Origin of the sequence: Enterobacter sp. WP_7_1 (assembly GCF_003688535.1) — a bacterium.
GTDB classification, from domain to species: domain Bacteria; phylum Pseudomonadota; class Gammaproteobacteria; order Enterobacterales; family Enterobacteriaceae; genus Enterobacter; species Enterobacter asburiae.
Genome location: NZ_REFK01000002.1, coordinates 446,834 through 469,314 on the forward strand (window position 1 = coordinate 446,834; position 22,481 = coordinate 469,314).

Annotated in this window: 13 protein-coding genes; 4 read left to right on the forward strand and 9 right to left on the reverse strand. The window is 59.3% G+C overall.

Annotated features, from left to right (window positions below; all coding sequences use genetic code 11):
* Nucleotides 1-189: 189 nt before the first annotated feature.
* The 7 genes from baeR to yegD form a co-directional block, all read right to left on the reverse strand.
* Nucleotides 190-912, reverse strand: coding sequence for a two-component system response regulator BaeR (gene baeR / locus BJ885_RS11430; RefSeq protein WP_029741119.1), 723 nt, complete (start codon nucleotides 910-912; stop codon nucleotides 190-192).
* The gene (baeS, locus tag BJ885_RS11435; protein WP_023312417.1) at nucleotides 909-2,312 is read right to left on the reverse strand and encodes a two-component system sensor histidine kinase BaeS; all 1,404 of its coding nucleotides are present in this window, start codon (nucleotides 2,310-2,312) and stop codon (nucleotides 909-911) included. The genes baeR and baeS overlap by 4 nt, the downstream gene beginning before the upstream one ends.
* Nucleotides 2,309-3,724 carry an MFS transporter gene (locus tag BJ885_RS11440; RefSeq protein WP_121931968.1) on the reverse strand — a complete coding sequence of 472 codons (1,416 nt, stop codon included), beginning with the start codon at nucleotides 3,722-3,724 and terminating at the stop codon, nucleotides 2,309-2,311. Before BJ885_RS11440 ends, baeS begins: the two co-directional genes overlap by 4 nt.
* Entirely contained in the window at nucleotides 3,725-6,802 is a 3,078-nt protein-coding gene (gene mdtC, locus BJ885_RS11445) for a multidrug efflux RND transporter permease subunit MdtC (RefSeq protein ID WP_121931969.1), read from the reverse strand.
* A complete protein-coding gene (locus BJ885_RS11450) occupies nucleotides 6,803-9,925 on the reverse strand; it encodes an MdtB/MuxB family multidrug efflux RND transporter permease subunit (RefSeq protein WP_121931970.1) in 3,123 nt (1,040 codons plus the stop codon).
* Nucleotides 9,925-11,127 (reverse strand): MdtA/MuxA family multidrug efflux RND transporter periplasmic adaptor subunit, encoded by a 1,203-nt coding sequence (locus BJ885_RS11455; RefSeq protein WP_121931971.1) that lies wholly within the window; start codon nucleotides 11,125-11,127, stop codon nucleotides 9,925-9,927. The genes BJ885_RS11450 and BJ885_RS11455 overlap by 1 nt, the downstream gene beginning before the upstream one ends.
* Nucleotides 11,128-11,339: 212 nt before the next feature.
* Nucleotides 11,340-12,692, reverse strand: a complete 1,353-nt coding sequence (yegD, locus tag BJ885_RS11460) for a molecular chaperone (protein ID WP_121931972.1) — start codon at nucleotides 12,690-12,692, stop codon at nucleotides 11,340-11,342.
* A 130-nt stretch (nucleotides 12,693-12,822) separates the two neighbouring features.
* Between yegD and alkA the strand changes: the two genes are divergently transcribed.
* Nucleotides 12,823-13,695 carry a DNA-3-methyladenine glycosylase 2 gene (gene alkA, locus BJ885_RS11465; protein WP_121931973.1) on the forward strand — a complete coding sequence of 291 codons (873 nt, stop codon included), beginning with the start codon at nucleotides 12,823-12,825 and terminating at the stop codon, nucleotides 13,693-13,695.
* Here alkA and BJ885_RS11470 read toward each other — a convergent pair.
* Nucleotides 13,660-16,989, reverse strand: a complete 3,330-nt coding sequence (locus BJ885_RS11470; protein WP_121931974.1) for a diguanylate cyclase — start codon at nucleotides 16,987-16,989, stop codon at nucleotides 13,660-13,662. The genes alkA and BJ885_RS11470 overlap by 36 nt on opposite strands.
* Before the next feature lie 343 nt (nucleotides 16,990-17,332).
* Here BJ885_RS11470 and udk point away from each other — a divergent pair, with 343 nt between their 5' ends.
* The 3 genes from udk to asmA all read left to right on the forward strand — a co-directional run bounded on the left by udk (nucleotide 17,333) and on the right by asmA (nucleotide 20,520).
* Nucleotides 17,333-17,974, forward strand: coding sequence for a uridine kinase (gene udk, locus BJ885_RS11475; RefSeq protein ID WP_008500855.1), 642 nt, complete (start codon nucleotides 17,333-17,335; stop codon nucleotides 17,972-17,974).
* Between the two features lie 91 nt (nucleotides 17,975-18,065).
* On the forward strand, nucleotides 18,066-18,647 hold the full coding sequence (gene dcd, locus BJ885_RS11480; RefSeq protein ID WP_023312408.1) for a dCTP deaminase: 582 nt from the start codon (nucleotides 18,066-18,068) through the stop codon (nucleotides 18,645-18,647).
* 22 nt (nucleotides 18,648-18,669) lie between these two features.
* On the forward strand, nucleotides 18,670-20,520 hold the full coding sequence (gene asmA / locus BJ885_RS11485; protein ID WP_121931975.1) for an outer membrane assembly protein AsmA: 1,851 nt from the start codon (nucleotides 18,670-18,672) through the stop codon (nucleotides 20,518-20,520).
* A gap of 109 nt (nucleotides 20,521-20,629) precedes the next feature.
* Here the strand turns inward: asmA and BJ885_RS11490 are convergent, their stop codons facing one another.
* Complete coding sequence (locus tag BJ885_RS11490; RefSeq protein ID WP_121931976.1) at nucleotides 20,630-22,213, reverse strand: TerC family protein; 1,584 nt, start codon at nucleotides 22,211-22,213, stop codon at nucleotides 20,630-20,632.
* Nucleotides 22,214-22,481 lie beyond the last annotated feature (268 nt).

Sequence of the window (22,481 nt, forward strand, 5' to 3'; positions counted from 1 at the left end):
GACAGGTCAGATCCGCGTGCACCAGGTGCAGCGGTAAGGGGAGATCCCCCACTTTAAGGGCGGGCATTGTAGCGCTGCGGGGCAGGGAGGTAAAGCTTTGCCCCTCACCCTAACCCTCTCCCCAAAGGGGCGAGGGGACTCAAACACCCTCTCCCCTTTGGGGAGAGGGCAGGGTGAGGGGGTGTTTATTTACGCAATCCTGCACGCATCCGCTTCCCAGCGATACCCCACGCCATACACCGCGCGGATAAACGACTGCTCGGCGTCCAGCGCCTCCAGCTTGCGACGCAGGTTTTTAATATGGCTGTCGATGGTGCGGTCGGTCACGACGCGGTAATCGTCATACAGGTGGTTCAGAAGCTGTTCGCGGGAAAAGACTTTTCCCGGCTCGTGGGAGAGGGTTTTCAGCAGGCGGAACTCCGCAGGCGTCAGGTCCAGCAGCTTGCTGCGCCAGCTCGCCTGGAAGCGGCTTTCGTCCACAATCAGCGGGCTTTCGGCGTCCAGCACCTGAAGCTCGCGCTGCGGCCTGCAGCGGCGCAGAATGGTTTTCACGCGGGCGACCACTTCACGCGGGCTGTAGGGTTTGCAGATGTAATCGTCTGCGCCAATTTCGAGCCCCAGCAGGCGGTCGATCTCTTCAATTTTGGCGGTGACCATGACGATCGGCACGTCGGAGAAGCGACGAATTTCCCGGCACAGGGTCAGTCCGTCAACGCCAGGCAGCATTAAATCAAGCAGGATCAGATCCGGTGGGGTCTGGCGCACGTATGCCAGCACTTTATCGCCGTGACTGATCAGCGACGGGGCGTAGCTGGCCGCGCGTAAATAGTCGATCAGCAGCTGCCCAAGCTTGGGTTCGTCTTCCACGATCAAAATGCGCGGCGTGTTTTCGTCAATCGGTAACTCGGTCATACTTCTCTCGATAAATCCCGTTCCAGAGGTAACTCTACTGTAATGCTAACCCCGCCAAAAGGCGAATGGGCGGCGCGGATCGTGCCATTATGCGCCTCGACGATGTTAACGCAAATCGCCAGCCCCAGGCCGGAACCGCCGCTGGCACGGTTGCGGGAGCCTTCGGTACGGTAAAAACGTTCAAACAGTTTTTCCAGCTGCGCGTCCTGCACGCCGGGGGCGGAATCCGCGAAGGTGAGGGCAAAGCGCCCGTTTTCCTGCCTGCCGGAGATGTGCAGCCCGCCGCCGCTGTCGGTGTAGCGCAGGCTGTTTTCCAGCAGGTTATTGAACAGCTGCATCAGCCGGTCCTTGTCGCCGAACACCACTGCGCTGTCCGGCAGGGAGAGGTCGATTTTCAGGTTGCGGCTGGCAAAGCGCTCGCGGAATGCGCCGCTGATCACTTCCAGAATGTTAATCACGTCCACCGGCGCTTTCTGGTAGGCCAGCGCGCCTTCGTCGGACATGGAGAGCTGGTGGAGATCGTCCACCAGCTTGGTGAGCGTACCCACCTCCGCCTGCAGAGAGGCCACCGATTCGGGCGTAAACTGGCGCACGCCGTCCTGAATGGCCTCCAGCTCGCCGCGCAGCACCGCCAGCGGCGTGCGCAGCTCGTGGGAAATATCGGCCATAAAGTCGCGGCGCATCTGCTGGTTCTTCTCCAGAGTGCTGGCGAGCTGGTTAAAATCCTGCGCCAGCTTGCCCAGTTCGTCCTGGCTGCGGGTATCGACTCGGGTGGTGAAATCCCCGGCGGCCAGCTTGTGCGTGCCTTCCACCAGCCGTTTCACCGGGGCGAGCAGGCCGCGCGCCAGCGGGAAGGTGGCGAGCGCGGCGAGCAGGGTGGAGAGGGCGACAATCAGCCAGCTTGTCCGACGCTGCTGGCGGTCAAAGTTGATGTCGGTATTGCGCGTCAGGCGCTCCACCGGAGAGGCGATAACCCAGCCGACTGTCGCATTATTGACTTTGATTGCACGACGGGTGCCGTCCGGTGGTATCGGCGCGCGCGGACCCACCAGCGTGCGCATGTCCTGGTCAATCACCCAGAACTGGGTGCGCCAGCCGTGCGGCGGCATGCCCGGCCCCGGGCGATCGTCACCGGTATCGTGCTCCAGCGAGCGCAGGATCTGGAAAATAAAGCGGTCGTTATTGCGCAGAAAACGCCAGTTGCCGTGCTGGGCGTACTGTTCACTCAGCGCATCGCTTAAGCCCTGTAAACGCTGTTCATTGCCATGCTTGATGTAATCAATAAAACCGCGCTCAAAGCTGATCCGCACCGCCCAGTGCATGGTGATCAGCAGGACGATACAGGTGGCAAAGATCGCCACAAAGAGCTTGCCGGTAATGCCCGGACGCCAGAATTTCATGAACCACTCCTTTTGCCGCGCCTAATCACGACGTTCTTGCTGGTATCATCCGGCACTCTGGCGAAGATGAAAGCGGGCAGGGCGATGATGACCGCCATGCTGAGATAGGTATACAAAAAGACCTGATGCGCCACCGGCGTGTCGACGCTGAGATGGTGCTGGCCGTACATGCCGAGCAGTAAACCCGCGATGGTCACCCCGACGCTCATTGAGAGCTGCATGATCATCGACAGCAGGCTGTTGCCGCTGCTCGCCAGATCGTCCGGCAGATCCTTCAGCGTCAGGGTATTCATCGACGAGAAGCGCATGGAGTTGACGATCCCCTGGCAGAACAGCACCAGCGGCAGAACGTAGTACCAGCCCATCAGCGCCACGGCCATAAACAGCAGGCTCACCAGCGCCAACCCCAGCGTGGCGGTCACCAGCACGTGACGGTAGCCAAACCGGTTCACCACCTGCACCACGATGCGCTTCATTCCCATGCTGCCGAGCACCATCGGGATCATCATCAGGCCCGCGTGGAACGGAGAAAATCCCATTCCGATTTGCAGGAAAACGGGCGTCATAAACGGCAGCATGCCGCTGCCGACGCGCCCGGCGAGGCTGCCGAACAGGCCAAGGCGGTAGGTAGGGTTTTTAAACAGGTTCAGGCTGAACAGCGCCTTATCGTTACCTCTGGCATGCCGCAGATACCACAGTATGGCGGTAACGCCGAGCGCGATCAGGAGCCCGAGCGTCAGGGGCGAAATCCCCAGCCCTTTTTGCCCGTCGAGCGCCAGGGTAAGCGTGGCCATGCCCGCCGCCAGCAGGATAAAGCCGAAGAAATCAAAGCGCCGCGTCTGCATTTTATAGTTCGGCATCAGCGTCAGGGTGGCGATGGCGCCGATGATGCCAACCGGGAGGTTGATTAAGAAGATCCAGTGCCAGGAGGCGTACTCCACCAGAATACCGCCGAGCGCCGGGCCCAGCAGCGGCCCTACCTGGCCGGGCAGGGTCACAAAGGTCATCGCCGCCATATACTGCTCGCGCGGCACAATCTTCATCACCGTTAGCCGCCCGACGGGAACCATCATCGCCCCGCCGACGCCCTGCAGCACCCGCGCCATCACCAGCTGGTCGAGGGTGTTGGCCTGGGCGCAAAACAGCGAGCCGGTGGTAAACAGCACGATGGCGGTAAAAAAGATATTCCGCACGCCCACTTTGTCCGCCAGCCAGCCGCTGGCAGGCAGCATGACTGCTACCGTCAGCACGTAGGAGACAATCACCATATGCATATGCAGCGGGCTTTCCCCCAGGCTTTTCGCCATGGAGGGGAGAGCGGTGTTGACGATGGTCGTATCCAGCGACTGCATAAAGAAGCCGAAAGCGACTATCCATAACTGCCAGCGAACGTTAGCGGGGAGATCGGTCATTTACTCGGTCACCGTGGTTCTGTTTTTACGCGAGAAGCGCAGCCGCAGGCGGTCGAAGAACAGATAGACCACCGGCGTGGTGTATAGCGTCAGCAGCTGGCTCATGACCAGGCCGCCGACAATGGTGATCCCCAGCGGCTGGCGCAGCTCTGAGCCGTCTCCGCCCGAGATAACCAGAGGCAGCGCGCCAAACAGCGCCGCCAGGGTGGTCATCATGATCGGACGAAAACGCAGCAGGCAGGCCTGGAAGATCGCCTCTTCCGGCGACAGATTGCCGTTGCGCTGGGCGTCCAGGGCGAAATCGACCATCATGATCGCGTTTTTCTTCACAATGCCGATCAATAGCATGATCCCGATGAGCGCGATCAGGCTGAACGGCGCGCCGAACAGCTCCAGCGCCAGCAGCGCCCCCACGCCCGCCGACGGCAGCGTCGAGAGAATGGTCAGCGGGTGAACGTAGCTCTCGTACAGCACGCCCAGCACAATATAAACCGTGGCGATGGCGGCCAGAATCAAAATCACCTGCGAGTTCATCGTCTCCTGGAACACCTGCGCCGTCCCGGCAAAGCTGCCGCGCACGGTGGACGGCACGCCGAGCTGCGTCATCGCGCGGTTGATTGCATCGCTGGCCTCAGAAAGTGACGAACCGGCGGGCAGGTTAAAGGAGATGGTCGACGCCGCCGAAAGGCCCTGATGGTTCACCGACAGCGGCGCGTTGGCAGGCTGCCAGCTGGCAAAGTAGGAGAGCGGAATCGCCTTGCCGTCGTTGTTAATCACAAACATTTTGTCCAGGGCGCTGATGTCCTGGGTGTAGCGCGGGTCAACTTCCATCACCACCTTGTACTGGTTCATCGGCTGGTAGATGGTGGAGATCTCGCGCTGGCCGAAGGCGTTGTTTAGCAGGCTGTTGGCGGCTTCAACGTTAATGCCCAGACGCGGCATGGTTTCGCGGTCATAGGTCAGGGCCATCTCGGCGCCGTTGTCCTGCTGATCGGAGTTGACGTCCGCCAGCTCCGGCAGGGCAGCCAGCGCCTTGCGGATCTTCGGCTCCCACTCGCGCAGGGCGGCTAAATCGTCCGAGAGCAACGTGTACTGATAGCTGGCGTTCGCCTGACGGCCGCCGACGCGGATATCCTGAACGGCCATCAAAAACAGGTTTGCCCCCGGCTCTTTGGCGAGCTTCACCCGCAGGCGGTCAATCACCTGCTGGGCGGTTTCGTTGCGCTCGCCACGCGGTTTCAGGGTAATAAACATCATCCCGCTGTTAACGCGTGACCCGCCGGTAAAGCCGGTGACGTTATCCACGGCTTTGTCTTCACGAATGATCTTCATAAAGTCCTGCAGCTTGCCGCGCATCGCCTGGAACGAAATGCTCTGGTCCGCCTGAATTCCCCCCATCAGCACGCCGGTGTCCTGCTCGGGGAAGAAGGTTTTCGGGATGGTGATGTACATCCAGACGTTGAGCACGATGGTGCCGATCAGCACCAGGCCAACCAGCCGGGTATGGTTCAGCACCCACTTCAGCGATTTGCCGTAGCCTTCCTGCATCGCCATCAGGAGGCGGCCAAAGCCTTTGCGGCGCGGCTGCGAATGGGGTTTGCTGCGCTTGAGCATCCAGCCGCACATCATCGGCGTCAGCGTTAGGGAGATAACCAGCGAAATCCCGATGGCGACGGAGAGGGTGACGGCAAACTCGCGCAGCAGCCGGCCCGGCAGCCCGCCCATCAGCAGCAGCGGCAGGAATACCGCCACCAGCGACAGGCTCATGGAGAGCACAGTAAAGCCCACCTCGCGCGTGCCCTGCAGCGCAGCCTGCAGCGGCTTCACGCCCGCTTCCAGGTGGCGGGAAATGTTTTCCAGCACCACGATGGCGTCATCCACCACGAAGCCCGTGGCAATCGTCAGGGCCATCAGCGACAGGTTGTTGAGGCTAAACCCGCACAGGTACATGGCGGCAAAGGTACCGATCAGCGAGACCGGCACGGCCACCGCCGGAATAAGCGTCGCGCGACCGGATCGCAGGAACAGGAAGACCACCAGGATCACCAGCGCGACGGAGATAATCAGCGTTTGCTCCACCTCTTCAAGCGAGGCGCGAATGGTCGGGGAGCGATCCTGCGCAATTTGCAGATCGATTGCTGCCGGGATGGTCTCCTGCAGGTCCGGAAGACGGGCGCGAATGCTGTTCACCGTCTCAATAATGTTCGCTTCCGGCAGCTTGCGGATCATCAGCAGAATGGCCGGTTTAGCGTTGGTCATCCCGGCGTTACGAACGTCCTGCACCGAGTCGGTGACGCTGGCAACGTCGCTCAAGCGCACCGCCGCGCCGTTGTTGTAGTGAATAATGAGCGGCTGATATTCCGCGGCGGTTTTCAGCTCGTCGTTGGTGTGGATCTGCCAGCGGTGGCTGCCGTCCTCAATCGCCCCCTGCGGCTTGCGGACGTTAGCCGTGCTGATGGCGGAGCGCACGTCATCCAGCGACACGCCCTGGTTGAACAGCGCCTGCGGGTTTAGGCCCACGCGCACGGCGGGCAGGGAACTTCCGCCAACGCTCACGTCACCGACGCCGTTAATTTGTGAGATTGTCTGCGCCAGCTGGGTAGACGCAAAGTCGTAAAGCTGCCCCTGCGAGTACGTATCCGAGGTCAGCGTCAGGATCATGATCGGCGCATCGGACGGGTTGGCCTTGCGGTAGGTTGGACGGCTCGGCATCCCGCTCGGCAGCAGGCTTTGTGCGGCGTTGATGGCCGCCTGCACGTCGCGCGCCGCACCGTTAATATCCCGGTCGAAGCTGAACTCCAGAATGATGCGCGTGCTGCCGAGCGAGCTGCTGGAGGTCATCTCGTTGACCCCCGCAATCCGCCCAAGGGAACGCTCCAGCGGCGTGGCAACCGACGAGGCCATGGTCTCCGGTGACGCACCCGGCAGCGAGGCGCTGACCATGATCACCGGGAAATCCACCTGCGGCAGCGGCGCTACCGGCAGCAGCCGGAAGCCCAGCACGCCGCAGAGGGTAATGGCGAGCGAGATTAAAATCGTCGCCACCGGGCGATAAATGAAGAGGGCGAAAAACTTCACTTATGCCTCCTCTTCACGTTTCGGGAAGCGGCTTTTGGTCCACAGCGCCAGGCGGTCAAACAGCAGGTAGATCACCGGCGTGGTGAAGAGCGTTAGCACCTGGCTCACCAGCAGACCGCCGACCATGCCGATACCCAGCGGACGGCGCAGCTCCGCGCCGACGCCGGTGCTGAGCATCAGCGGCAGCGCGCCCAGCAGGGCGGCCAGCGTGGTCATCAGGATCGGACGAAAACGCAGCAGACAGGCCTGGAAGATGGCATCGCGCGGCGACATGCCCTGCTCGCGCTCGGCGGCCAGGGCGAAGTCGATCATCATGATGGCGTTTTTCTTCACGATCCCGATAAGCAGGATAATGCCGATGATGGCAATGACGTCCAGCTCGCTGCCTGCCAGCATCAGTGCCAGCAGCGCCCCCACGCCCGCCGTTGGCAGGGTAGAGAGGATGGTGATCGGGTGGATAAAGCTTTCGTACAGCACCCCGAGCACGATGTACATTGCCACGACCGCCGCGACGATCAGCCAGATGGTGTTACCCAGCGCGGCCTGAAACGCCAGCGTGCTGCCCTGGAACTGGGTCTGAATATCGGACGGGAAGCTGAGCTCTTTTTCAGCAGCCTGAATGGCCTCCACCGCTTCGCCGAGAGAATAATTGTCCGGCACGTTGAAGGAAATGGTGGTGGACGGGAACTGATCCAGATGGTTAATCGACAGCGGGGTATAGCGTTCTTCCACCGTGGCGATAGCGCTCAGCGGCACAATGCCGCCGTCTTTGCTGGTCAGGCGCACCGAGTCCAGCCCCGCCAGGCCGGGCGTGTTCTCCGTGTTGTGCTCCAGCACCACGCGATACTGGTTGGCCTGGGTGTAGATGGTGGAGATCAGGCGCTGGCCGAAGGCGTTGTACAGGGCGTTGTCCACGTCCGACATGGTGATGCCCAGACGGCTGGCGGTATCGCGGTTGACGTTCACGTACGCCGCCAGCCCTTTGTCCTGCCAGTCGCTGCTGACGTCGGCGAGCTGCGGCAGGGTGTTAAGCTTATTTACCAGCTGCGGCACCCAGGTGCTGAGCGCGTCCAGCGAGGTGGCCTGCAGCGTGAACTGGTACTGCGTGCGGCTGACCTGGGTATCAATGGTCAAATCCTGAATCGGCTGCAGGTAAAGCTCAACGCCCGGCACGCGCGCGACGGCGTTTTGCAGACGCTCAATGACGGCGTTGACGCGGTCGTCGCGTTCATCCAGCGGCTTGAGGTTGATCTGCAGACGCGCGCTGTTGAGCGACGGGTTGGTGCCGTCGACGCCCACGTAGGAGGTCAGGCTCTCTACCGCCGGATCCTTCATGACGATCTCAGACACCTGCTGCTGGCGCTGGGCCATGTTCGCGAAGGAGACCGACTGCGGGGCCTGAAGCGTGCCCTGAATAATGCCGTTGTCCTGGATGGGGAAGAAACCTTTCGGAATGAAAATCCACAGCATCACGCTAAGCGCCAGGGTTCCCAGCGCCACGCCGAGCGTGGCCCACGGATGGTTCAGAACTTTCGCCAGCACGCGGCCGTAGGCGGCAATAATGCGCTCGAACATCCGCTCGGAAGCGCGCGAGAAGCGGTTTTGCTTGCGCAGGGACTCGTGGCTCAGCATGCGGGCGCACATCATCGGCGTCAGGGTCAGCGACACCACGGCGGAGATCAAAATGGCGACCGCCAGCGTCACGGCAAACTCGCGGAACAGACGTCCGACGATATCGCCCATAAACAGCAGCGGGATCAGCACCGCAATCAGCGAGAAGGTCAGCGAGATAATGGTAAAGCCGATTTCGCCCGCGCCCTTCAGCGCGGCCGCAAGCGGCTTTTCGCCTTTCTCGATATAGCGCGAAATGTTCTCGATAACGACGATGGCGTCATCCACCACGAACCCGGTGGCGATGGTGAGCGCCATCAGCGTCAGGTTGTTAATCGAAAAATCGAGGAACACCATCACCGCAAAGGTCCCGACCAGCGAGAGCGGCACGGCGACGGCGGGAATAATGGTGGCCGGGACGTTACGCAGGAACAGATAGATGATCATGACCACCAGCGCAATCGCCAGCATCAGCTCAAACTGGGTGTCGGTGACCGACGCGCGAATGTTGGTGGTACGGTCGGAAAGCACCTTCACGCTGACCGATTTCGGCAGGCTTTCGATCAGCTGCGGCAGCATGGTGCGGATGCTGTCGGCGGTTTCGATGATGTTAGCGCCCGGCTGACGCTGCACGTTCATGACGATCGCCTGCTGCCTGTTGGCCCAGGCGCCGAGCCAGCTGTTTTCCGCGCCTTGCTCCACGGTCGCCACGTCGCCCAGACGCACCGGGGCGCCGTTCTGGTAAGCAATAATCAGCTGACGGTATTCATCGGCGGACTGCATCTGATCGTTCGCAGAGAGCGTCACGGCGCGGGTGGGACCGTCCAGCGAGCCTTTTGCCGAGTTAACGTTGGCGCTGCTGATGGCGGTACGGATGGTTTCGCTGGTCAGGCCCAGCGCGGCAATCGCCTGCGCGTTAAGCTTCACGCGCACGGCGGGGCGCTGGCCGCCTGCCAGCGTGACGAGGCCGACGCCGGAGACCTGTGAAATTTTCTGCGCCACGCGCGTTTCGACCATGTCTTCGACCTGGGTCATCGGCATCGCGGAGGAGGTGACGGCAAGCGTCATGATTGGCGGATCCGCCGGGTTCACCTTGCTGTAAACCGGCGGGTTAGGCAGGTCGGACGGCAGCAGGTTGGTGGCGGCGTTGATGGCGGCCTGCACCTCCTGCTCGGCGACGTCCAGCGACAGCGTCAGCTGGAACTGCAGCGTCACGACGGATGCCCCGCCGGAACTCTGGGAGGACATCTGTTTTAACCCCGACATCTGGCCGAACTGGCGCTCCAGCGGGGCGGTAATGGCGGACGTCACCACGTCCGGGCTGGCGCCTGGATAGAGAGTGACAACCTGAATCGTTGGGTAATCCACCTCCGGCAGCGCCGACACGGGCAGGAAGCGGTAGCCGATAATTCCGGCGAGCAGGATCGCCACCATCAGCAGCGTGGTCGCGACAGGACGGAGGATAAACAGGCGTGACGGCCCGCCTGTAGAGCCTGGGGGCATCACCTGCATCAGGATTTCTCTCCCTGTTTCGCAGGTTCAACCACTTCCACTTTGGCCCCTTCGGTCAGACGGTCAATGCCGTCGGTGACCACGCGGTCGCCTGCGGAAAGGCCTGCGGCGATGACCACCGTCTGGCTGTCCTGGATACCGGTTTTCACCAGGTGTTTGCTGACCTTATTGTCGCTGTTAAGTACCCAGACGAAGTTACCTTCGTTGCCCATCTGCAGGGCAGCCGTTGGGATCACCACCGCGTTCTCTTCGGTCGCGACCAGCATGCGCGCGTTGACGAACTGGTTCGGGAAGAGGGCATCGTCCTGGTTGTTAAAGCGCGCCTTCAGCTTGATGGTGCCGGTGGTGGTGTCGATCTGGTTATCCAGGCTGAGCAGGGAGCCTTCGCTCAGCTTCTGCTTGTTGCTGCGGTCCCAGGCTTCAACCACCAGACCTTTACCTGCTTTTTGCGCCTGCACCACGGTCGCAATGTCGCTTTCCGGCAGGGTAAAGACTAAATCAATCGGGTGGGTCTGGGTGATGACCACGATGCCCGTGGTGTCGCCGCTGGAGATCTGGTTGCCGATATCGACCTGCTTCAGGCCCACGCGCCCGTCAATCGGCGCGGTGATGCGGCTCCAGTCCAGCTGCAGCTGTGCGCTGGCCACGGCGGCCTCGTCGGCTTTGATGGTGCCCTGCGTTTCGCTGACCAGCGACTGCTGGGTATCCAGTTCCTGACGAGACACGAGGTTGGTTTTCACCAGCTGCTGGTAGCGGGCCAGATCGCGGCGGGCGTTGGCGAGGGTGGCTTTGTCTTTCGCGAGCTGCCCCTGCGCCTGGGCGAGGGCGACCTTAAACTGGCTCGGGTCTATTTCGGCCAGCAGATCGCCAGCTTTAACCTGCTGACCTTCCTGGAAGTGAATGGCCTGAAGCTGGCCGTCGACGCGGCTGCGCACCGTCACGGTGTTGGCGGCGGTAATGGTTCCGAGACCGGTAAGATAGCGAGGAACGGCTTTATTCACCGCCGTCGCCGCCTGGACCGGCGCCAGCGCGCCGCCGCGCATGCCGTGACGCCCTCCGCCTGCCGGGCGCTGTGCCTGACTGCTGACACCGGCGGGAGCGGCGGAGTTCGCGGATTGACTGTGCCAGTACCAGGCGGCGGCAAGGACCACCACAATGATGCCGGCGGCGATTGCCCAGCGGGATTTGTTACTGCCTTTCATCGTTATACGTTCTCATCCTGAAGACTTCGGGGAATGATACTAGTTTAGTCAGCTAACACAGCGGAAAAATGGAGGAAATATGGAAGACTGTCAGGAATGGTCTGAATGGAGGTAAACGCAAAACGGCAACATCCGTTGCCGTTTTTGGTGTTTTCTCCCTCTCCCTGCGGGAGAGGGCCGGGGTGAGGGCACCAGACCGCACCGCAACAATGCTAGCTAAACATCACCTGCGCCCAGCGCGCCAGACCAGCGGTAACGGAGCCAAAGTCATCCCCACCGGCAATCGGAATGCCCGGCAGCTGTTCCGCCAGCGCTTTCTTGATCAGCGGCGAACGGGCGCTACCCCCGGTCAGGTAAATCACGTCCGGCTTCTCTTTGCCGTTCTCCAGCGCCAGCTGCACCTGCTCCAGAATACGCTGCAGCGGCTGCGCAAGCGCCGTCTCCAGCCCGTCCTGCGAAATCGCGGTGGCCAGATCGTCGCTAATAAACGGCAAGGAGACCGCATGCTCAGCGCGGTCGGAAAGGGCAATTTTGCTCTCTTCGGCAGTGCGCACCACGCGGTAGCTCAGGCGCTGACGCCACACTTTATACAGCAGGGCAACCTTCTCGGCGTCCTGCGCGTCGCGCACCAGATCGTTAAGGAAGCGGCCGTTCGCGGTGCTGTAAAAATCACTTTGCGCAGGCACGTCGTTGATGGCAATCGCGTTCCACCACGGCAGGATCGGCAGGGCGATGCCTTTTTCCGTCTGACCGCCCATGCCGAGCAGCGGCATCAGGCTCTTGAATGCCAGCGCGATATCGAGATCGTTACCGCCGACGCGGCAGCCGCTGTGCCCGAGCAGGCTATTTTCACGATCGCGACGGTTATGCCACTGCGGTCCCATCAGCAGCAGCGAGCAGTCTGTGGTGCCACCGCCGATATCCACGACTAATACGCGCTTCTCTTCCTCCAGCGTGGCTTCAAAGTCCAGCCCCGCGGCAACCGGCTCGTACTGGAACACCACGTCGCGGAAGCCTGCCCGACGCGCCGCGCGTTCAAGGATCCCCTGCGCCTGCTGGTTAGCCTCGTCGCCGCCCAGCCCCTGGAAGTTGATAGGGCGGCCAATGACCGCCTGGGTAATCGCATCGGAGACCTGCGTTTGCGCCTGATTGCGAATATGCAGCATCATCGCGCACACCAGGTCTTCGAACATCGCCACCTGCTGCGGCTTCAGCCCGCTGGCGCCGAGGAAGGATTTTGGCGACTTAACGAAGTAAACCTCTTCAGGATCTTCAATGTAGTGCCCGAGCGAAGAGAGGCCGAACTGCACGCTGGACGGCGAAACGTCGATGTCTTCCTCGCGGTTAAAGCTGACCGCCCGGCGCAGCAGCGCCTGGGTCTCCGCCGCCGTGGCCGGAACCTGATGGTGGCGGAACAGCCATTCGCTTACCGCTTCACGCGTCGGCGCGCAGAGCATTGAGGGCAGCAGCGTGCTCTCTTTTTCCATTTTCAGGAGCTGTGGCTGCCCGTTTTGCATAATCGCAACCGAGCAGTTTGCCGTACCGTAGTCGAATCCAATAAACACGATAAATCCCCATGCCAGTGAGAAGGGGCGAGACTTTAACGAAATGTCTTCATGGCGACAACAGGAATATGAAAGCAAGGCAATACAAGGTCTTTCCGTTTATGCTGATAAGAACAAAAAAGGAGCAACGATGTACACCCTGAACTGGCAACCCCCTTACGACTGGCAGTGGATGTTTGGCTTTCTCGGCGCGCGTGCGGTGACGGGCATTGAAACCGTCACGCACGACTACTACGAGCGCAGTTTTGCCTGTGAAGGGCATCAGGGGATATTTCGCGTCACGCCGGATATCCCCACCCATACGCTGACCGTTACGCTCAGTCCGGGGTTAATCCCGGTTGCGCAGACGTGCCTTGAACGCATCGAATGCCTGTTCGATCTCGCCTGCAACCCGCAGCATATCGCGGATACGCTGGGCGATCTCGGTGCTGCCCGGCCAGGCTTGCGTTTGCCGGGGGCGATGGACGCGTACGAGCAGGGCGTACGGGCGATCCTCGGGCAGCTGGTGAGCGTGGCGATGGCGGCGAAACTGACGTCGCGCGTGGTGGCGCTGTGCGGCGAACCGGTGGCGGACTGTCCGGGCTATCTCTGCTTCCCCACGCCGGACGCGCTGGCGGCAGCGGACCCGCTGGCGCTGAAAGCGTTGGGCATGCCCGTAAAACGCGCGGAGTCGTTAATTCACCTGGCGCAGTCGGTCATCGACGGGACGTTTCCGCTTTTCCCGCCCGCGAATATTGAGGCCGGGATGAAGGCGCTACAGCAGCGGCCGGGGATAGGGCGCTGGACGGCAAACTACCTGGCCCTGCGCGGCTGGCAGGCGAAAGATGTCTTTCTGCCGGATGATTATCTGATTAAGCAACGCTTTGCCGGGATGACGCCCGCGCAGATTCGGCGTTATGCCGAGCGCTGGCAGCCGTGGCGCTCTTACGCGCTGCTGCATATCTGGTATACCGACGGCTGGACGCCGTCAGTTGATGGCGAAATAGCTGGTGTTGAGCAGTAGATCCAGCGGCTGCGGCTCGGCGATGGTGTCACCAAAGATAAAATCAATTCCGATGCCGGAGAGCGTATCCATCATGATGGGCTGATTGCAGGGGCCTGCGATGGTTTTCATCCCCAGACGCTGGGCGTGGCCCTGAACAATGGTCACCATCATCTCATCCATCAGATTGCCATACACGTTGCTTACCACTTCTGCGTCCAGCATCAGATAGTCGGCCATATTGGCGGTCAGGTGGGTGAAGACGTTCATGTCGCGACCCACCTGGCTGAAGATCACGCGGCAGCCCGCCTGGCGAAGCTTTTGCAGACTCCGCTGCAGGTTTTTGTCCGGGCTGCACACCACGTCGGCAGAGATAACCAGATGCAGGAGACGGCCCGGCATCGGGCTTTTATCCAGCAGGTCGAGAAGTTCATCGACCAGCGTTACGCTGGCTAAACCGGCCTCAGAAAGCGGCAGCGCCACTCCCATGCCTTTACTGGCGACCTGGGCGGCAGAGGCGCGGAAAAACTCATTAAAAATGCGCCTGTCGAGGGCGTGCAAAAGCTCAGGCTCGGCCAGACCCGAGCGGAAGGCATGCTCTTCCTGGACTTCGCCCTGGCTGGTCCACAGGCGTAACGACAGCAGCCAGAAATTACTGCTTTCCGGAATGCGCGGGGAAGCGACGCTGCGGGCGATCATCATCAGGTGATTGTCTTTAATCATGTGCCACTGTTCATCAAGCGACATCATGCTGCGCGTGTTGTGATCCCGCTCCTGCTGGGGTTCGTAAACCGTCACCATGCCGCGCCCGCTGTTTTTCGAGGCATAACAGGCTATATCCGCCTGCGACATCACCTCCGACGCCTGATGGTTATTTTCATCAATCAGCGTGATGCCTGCGCTGGCGCCGATCCGGTGCAGGCGGCCTTCCCACATAAAGTGATAGTCATTGATCGTGTGGATCAGGCGCCCGGCGATATAGCGCGCGCTTTCAATATTGCAGTCCGGCAGCAGTAATCCGAATTCATCTCCGCCCAGACGCGCCAGCACGTCGCTGGAGCGGAGCATGGTCAACATCAGAGAAGAGAGTTCCCGCAGCAGGGCATCGCCCGCCGCATGGCCTGCCGTATCGTTGACGGCTTTGAAGCGATCGAGATCGATAAAGACCAGGGCATGACGCTGGCGCGTTTCGCGAACGGTCTGCAGGAGCCGCTTGAGATGATTTTCGAAGCTGACCCGGTTTGCCAGATGGGTCAGGGCATCGTGGGAGGCGCTATAGCTCAGCTGACGCAGCATTTTGCGCGACTCGGTCACGTCCTGAATCACGATAACCGAGCCAATATTCTGCCCGTCCAGCGTGCTGAGCGGCGTAATGCTGTAGTGAATATCAAAATTACCGCCGGTACGGCAGTTCAGCACCACGTCCTGATCGATATCGGAACGGGACATATCGCCGCTGTGAATATTCTCCATAAGCGGCCCTTTTTCACCAAAGGTGATGTGCAACACCTTCAGGATCGGCTGGCCGATAGCCTCGGTCTGCAGCCAGCCGCTCATTTTCTCGGCCACCGGGTTCATAAAGGTGACGTTCATGTTGATATCGGTACACAGCACCGCTTCACCGATGGAGTCGAGGGTGATGTGCAGACGCTCTTTTTCCTGGAAAAGAGCCTCGTTGAGCTGCTTCACCTCGGTCATATCCATATTGATCCCGAGCAGCCGTTCGACTTCACCCTGCTTATTGAGCACCCGATTCGCCAGGGAGCGAATATGGCGCACGCCTTCCTTCACGCGGATGCGGAATTCCAGCTTAAACGGCAGGCGGGAAATCAGCGAGTCCCGCAGCACCTGCTCAGCGTGGGCACGATCTTCCGGCAGCATCGTGTCGTGCCAGAGCTGCCAGGTAGGCTTGATGTGCGGCGGGATTTCATATAGCTCAAACATCCGCTTGTCCCAGCTGATAATGTCTGGCTCCAGATCCCACTCCCAGATGCCGATACCGCCCGCTTCGTTAGCCAGCGTAATGCGCTCCATCAGGCGTTTGTTGACCCACTCGGTCTGCTTCAGATCGTTAATGTCTTCAATCTGGGCGATAAAATAGAGCGGCGAGCCGTCGGCATGGCGCACGACGGAGACGGCAAGGAGCGCCCAGACTACTTCCCCGTTGCGGGTGTAATAGCGCTTCTCGAGGGTATAGGTATTGATGTCGCCGTTGACCAGCTGTTCGAGCTGTTCCAGGTCGGTGTGCAGATCTTCCGGCCAGGTGAGCTGCTGGAAGGTCAGCGACTGGAGCTCCGTCTGGCTGTAACCGAGGAAATTGCACAGCGCCTTGTTAGCCTGCAGCCATTTGCCCTCAATGCTGACCAGCGCCATACCGATGGCGGAGTACTCCATCGCATTGCGGAAACGCTCCTCGCTTTCGGTGATGTGCTTGCGCTCTGCGCGGAAGGCGTACATCACCATGGTCATCACGTTGGCAGGCAGGAGCAGCATCAGGAACGGCAGCCAGGGGGCGTTTAGCATCGGCCCGACGTGCTGGGTTGTCAGCGCCACAGGGTTTTGGGCAATCATCAGCGACACAACCATCACCGTGACCAGAAACACCATGAACGCTTCCATCCGTGGCAGGCGCACGGCGCTCCACATAAGCAAAACGATAACGCAGGTAAAAGGCCACGGCAGCCAGGTGATGGCTGCCCAGCTGAGGGCCAGCGTTACGGCCAGCGTGGTCAGGGTTTCCAGCAGCAGTCTCGGGTCACGGTGGCGCAGCAGATAATGCGGTTTAAATAACAGCCCCAACGGTACCACCGCCAGTGCGCCAATGGCTTCGGACAACACCCAGACGAAGAAATTACGCAGGGGTTCAGGGCCGGGAGCCAGCAGAGACACCAGGACGCCGCCCACCAGCGGCGGTATCACTGCGCTGCCGATGGCCACGCGGATCCAGTCATTCAGATTCTGCAGCGGGTTGTACCACGGGAGCAATTTGCGCAACAACAACGCACCGGTAAAAGCTTCAACAACGTTAATTGAGGTGTAGGTGAGGCTTATCGATCCCCACGAAAACAGCATCCAGGTGGCCAGAATATTGCCGAACGAACAGGCCAGGGCGATTCCCGACCACATTTTTCCTGCATGGCGGTAAAACGCCACCATCATAATCGCGGTGGGGAACCAGAGCGGGGCCAGCAGGGTGCCGAACCGGGTGAGTTCCAGCGAAAATAAGGTAAAGATAAAGGTGACCAGGCCCAGACAGACAAGTCGTATTAAAGGATGTGGGGTGGTAACCAAAACCCGCTGGTATTGTTTATTCATTACCGCTTTATCCAGAGACGCCATGCCGTCAGGGAAGATGTCCGAACGCGTGAATTTGATAATTTGGTTTATGCTAGTACAAACAATTTACAATTCATATGGTGACCGCTCAGAATTTGTCACCACAGACTTATTAAATAGAGGCTCCGTGAAAAAAAACGGTTAAACGCTGAAAAAACGCTCATTTAAATTTAACTCAGGGAATAAAGCGCCTCTTTTCGGCCAGTCTCGCAGAACCTGTGCTTTCGACTGGTATCACGCCCGCGAAATCCCTATAATTGCCGCGTTTGACGCTCCGGCGTCGTCCTTCCTTAACATCCAGGTTAATCAGGTCGCTAAATTTATGACTGATAAGTCTCATCAGTGCGTCATTATAGGCATCGCCGGCGCATCGGCTTCAGGTAAAAGTCTAATTGCCAGTACGCTTTATCGCGAACTGCGTGAACAAGTAGGTGATGAGCATATCGGCGTCATTCCCGAAGACAGCTATTACAAAGATCAATCCCATCTGTCGATGGAAGAGCGCGTCAAAACCAACTATGACCACCCAAATGCAATGGATCACAGCTTGCTGTTCCAGCATTTAGAAGCGCTCAAGAGCGGCCAGGCGATTGAGCTGCCCGTTTACAGTTACGTAGAACACACCCGCACCCAGGAAACCATCCGCATCGAGCCGAAAAAGGTCATTATCCTTGAAGGCATCCTGCTGCTGACCGACGCCCGCCTGCGCGAATCCATGAACTTCTCGATTTTCGTTGATACCCCGCTGGATATCTGCCTGATGCGCCGCATCAAGCGTGATGTAAATGAACGCGGCCGTTCGATGGACTCCGTCATGGCGCAGTACCAGAAAACGGTCCGCCCGATGTTCCTGCAGTTTATTGAGCCATCCAAACAATACGCCGATATTATCGTGCCGCGCGGGGGTAAAAACCGCATTGCTATTGATATCTTAAAAGCGAAAATCAGCCAGTTTTTTGAATAAGCCGCGCGAATTGTGTACCGTTCAGAGATAACCTGGTTTTACCCTGAGCGCTTAACGCCTCAGGGTACGATGCATGAAAGGAGAAAGTGCCATGCGTCTTTGTGATCGCGATATAGAAGCCTGGCTGGATGAAGGCCGTTTGTCTATTACCCCACGTCCACCCGTTGAGCGTATCAATGGCGTGACCGTTGATGTCCGGTTAGGCAATAAATTCCGCACCTTTAGCGGCCATACCGCACCGTTCATTGACCTTAGCGGGCCGAAGGACGAAGTCAGCGCCGCGCTCGATCGCGTGATGAGTGACGAAATCGTAATCGATGAAGGCGAAGCTTTTTATCTGCATCCGGGTGAACTGGCCCTGGCGGTGACGTTTGAATCCGTCACCCTGCCTCCGGACCTGGTCGGCTGGCTTGATGGCCGTTCTTCGCTGGCGCGACTGGGGCTGATGGTTCACGTGACCGCGCACCGTATCGATCCAGGCTGGTCGGGGCGTATCGTGCTGGAATTCTTCAATGCCGGTAAATTGCCGCTGGCGCTGCGCCCGGGCATGATGATCGGCGCGTTGAGCTTTGAACCGCTGTCAGGCCCGGCAGATCGTCCTTACAACCGTCGGCAGGACGCAAAATATCGCGACCAGCAGGGCGCGGTTGCCAGCCGTATTGATAAAGACTGATCGTTAGCCCATTGAGGATGCCATGAGAAGAGTTCTGACAACGCTGATGATTTTGCTGGTGGTGCTGGTGGCTGGCCTTTCGGCGTTGGTTCTGCTGGTTAACCCCAACGATTTCCGCGCTTACATGGTGCGGCAGGTCGAGGCGCGCAGTGGTTATCAACTGAAGCTTGACGGGCCGCTGCGCTGGCACGTCTGGCCGCAGCTCAGCATTCTCTCTGGCCGCATGTCGCTCACGGCGCCGGGGGCGGCCCAGCCGCTGGTGTCCGCAGACAACATGCGCCTTGATGTGGCGCTGATCCCGCTCATTTCCCATCAGCTGCAGGTTAAGCAGGTGATGCTGAAAGGCGCGGTGATCCAGCTCACCCCCCAAACCGAAGCCGTGCGTGATGCCAGTGCGCCGGTTGCGCCGCGCGAAAATACTCTGCCTGATGATCCGTCCGATACCGGCTGGTCCTTTGATATCGGCAAGCTGAAAGTTGCCGATAGCGTGTTGGTTTTCCAGCATGAGCACCAGGAGCAGGTGACCATTCGCAACATTAACCTGCAGATGGAACAGGATGCTCACCATCTTGCGTCGCTGGAATTTAGCGGGCGCGTGAACCGCGATCAGCGTGATTTGTCCCTGTCGCTGAATGCTAATGTGAACGCCTCAGACTATCCGCACCAGCTTACGGCCGACATCCAGCAGCTGAACTGGCAGCTGACGGGTGCCGATCTTCCCACCCAGGGGATCACAGGGCAGGGAACGCTGCAGGTCGTGTGGCGCGAAGAGCAAAAGCAGCTGGAGCTGGATAATCTCAACCTGCAGGCAAATGACAGTAGCCTGAAGGGGCAGGCGAGCGTCACGCTCGAAGAGAAGCCGAAGTGGGTGCTGAATCTGCAGTTTGACAAGCTCAACCTGGAAAATCTGCTGCCGCCTCTGCCCGCCAGCGCCACGGACAGCGATGCCACGCAGACGGGGCAAAGCCAGGCACCGGTATCACGTCCGGTAATCTCGTCTAATCTCGATCAACCTGACTATAACGCCCTGCGCGGGTTCTCGGCGGATATTCTGCTGAAAGCCAATAGCCTGCGCTGGCGCGGCATTGATTTTACCGACGTGAGCAGCCAGATGTTTAACCATAACGGTTTGCTGGTGATCTCCGAGCTTAGCGGAAAGATGGGCGCAGGGAACCTCTCGCTGCCCGGCACGCTGGACGTCCGTAAAGACGTTGCCACCGCCGAATTCCAGCCGCGTCTCGACAACGTTGAGATAGGCACCATCCTGAACGCGTTTAACTATCCGATATCCCTGACGGGGCAGTTGACGCTCGCGGGTGACTTCTCAGGCACGAAAATTGATGCCGATGCTTTCCGCCACGAGTGGCAAGGGCAGGCGCATCTTGATCTGAAAAATTCCCGTATGGAAGGGCTTAACTTCCAGCAGCTGGTGCAGCAGGCGGTCGAGCGCAGCAGCGATGTGAAGGCCCAGGATAACTACGACAGCGCCACGCGCCTCGACAGCTTCACCACGGACCTGACGCTGGACAACGGACAACTTACTCTCGACGGTATGCAGGGTACTTCTTCACTCTTATCAATGACCGGTGAAGGTAAGCTGGATCTGGTGAAAGAGACGGCTGACACGCGCTTTAACGTGCGGGTACTTTCCGGCTGGCAGGGTGAAAGCAAGCTCATCGACTTCCTGAAAGAGACGCCGGTCCCGCTGACCGTATACGGCAAATGGCAGGCCCTGAATTACAGTCTGGAGGTGGATCAGATCCTGCGTAAGCATCTGCAGGATGAAGCGAAACGTCGGCTTAGCGGCTGGGCGGAACGCAATAAAGATTCACAGGACGGTAAGGATGTGAAGAAGCTGCTGGATAAGCTTTAATGTCCGTTGCGCCGGGTGGCGTTGCGGCCTGATGCCCTCACCCCGGCCCTCTCCCACGGGAGAGGGAGCAAACACTAAAAACGGCAACCAGGTTGCCGTTTTGTTTTACCTAAACCTCAAAATCCAGTTCTTCCTCATCCCGCAGCGGAATGAGCTGAACCTTCTGCACGCGATGGTTTTCAATCTGCAGCGTTTTGAGCAGATAGTCGCCAACCTGAACTTCTTCCCCCGGCTGCGGGATACGCTGCAAATACTCCATCAGCAGACCGGCAATAGTGTGATATTCCCGTTTTTCATCCAGCGGCAGCGGCACGTATTGCACCAGGTCTTCCAGCGGCATATGGCCGTTAGCCGTCCACGAACCGTCTGCGTTTTTCTGAATATCATGGCGGGCGTCAATCTCATCCACCTCGTTAGGCAGATTACCGGCAATGGTTTCCATGACGTCGCTGAGCGTGACCAGTCCCTCCACCGAACCAAACTCATCCACCACAAAGGCAAAGTGCGTGCGCGCGTTACGGAATTGCTCAAGGGCGGAGAGCAGCGGTAGTCCCTCCGGGAAAACCAGCGGCTGGCGGACCAGGACGCGCAGATTGAGCGCCTCGCCGTGCAGCTGCTGCTGGAGCAGGTCAATAACGTGCACCACGCCCAGCAGCTCCTCTTCCTCTTCACCGCCGGTCACCACCACGCGGGTGTGCTGGTTTTTATCCAGCAGGGCGCGAATGTGCTCTTCCGGTGCCGTCAGGTCGATATGCTCAATGTCATGCCGCGAGGTCATGATGCTGCTGACCGTCCGCTGGTTCAGATTGAGCACCCGCTCGATCATCCGTCGTTCCTGCGGGTCGAAGATCAGCCCATCGCTGTGATCGGCCAGCATGGCGGAGGATTCGGCATCCAGCTCCGCATCCTCTTTCTTACCGCTTAGCAGGCGCATAACCGTGTCGGCCGTGCGCTGACGCAGGGTCTGATTCGCGGACAGGAAGCGGCGGCGGTTAAATATCGCCAGCTGGTTGAGCGCTTCAATCATGACGGAGAAGCCGATGGCGGCGTACAGGTAACCTTTCGGAATATGGAAGCCAAAACCGTCGGCCACCAGGCTAAAGCCAATCATCAGCAGGAAGCTCAGGCAGAGGATCACGATGGTCGGGTGACTGTTCACAAAGCGGGTCAGCGCCTTGCTGGCCATGACCATCAGCGTGATGGCAATGATCACCGCGGCCATCATCACCGCAAGGTGGTCCACCATCCCGACGGCGGTGATCACCGAGTCGAGGGAGAAGAGCGCATCCAGCACCACGATTTGCGCCACCACCGGCCAGAATTTCGCTCCGCGGCGCTGGGTCGGGTTCTCGCTGTCTTTGCCCTCCAGCCGCTCGTTGAGCTCCACCGTGGCTTTGAACAGCAGGAACAACCCGCCGAAGAGCATGATCAGATCGCGGGCGCTAAAACTCAGGCCGTGAATGGAGAACAGAGGCTGAGTGAGCGTCACCAGCCAGGAGATAGAGGCCAGCAGCAGTAAACGCATCACCATCGCCAGCAGCAGACCCGTCACGCGCGCGCGGTCGCGCTGGGAAGGGGGCAGTTTTTCAGCGAGGATGGCGATAAAGACCAGATTATCAATCCCGAGCACCAGCTCGATGACGACCAGCGTAACCAGCCCGGCCCAGATTGAGGGATCGGCAATCCATTCCATAGTAATAGCAATACCTTCTGTTATATGACGAATGTCACACTTCGATCATGGATAAAGCTGGGGGAAATTGCAATGCCGGGCTGAGATTTCTCTTAATACGACGGGTAAAAAAGAGAGCATTCTCAATAGGGTGTAAATAAGCGAAATACGTATATTTAATTACAAGGAATGCATTTTAGGATATATCGCAGGTGATGATTTTTACTCTCATTTTGTCAATATAAAGAAATTCCTAAAAGGTTAAAAATTTGCTCTTAATATTAATCTT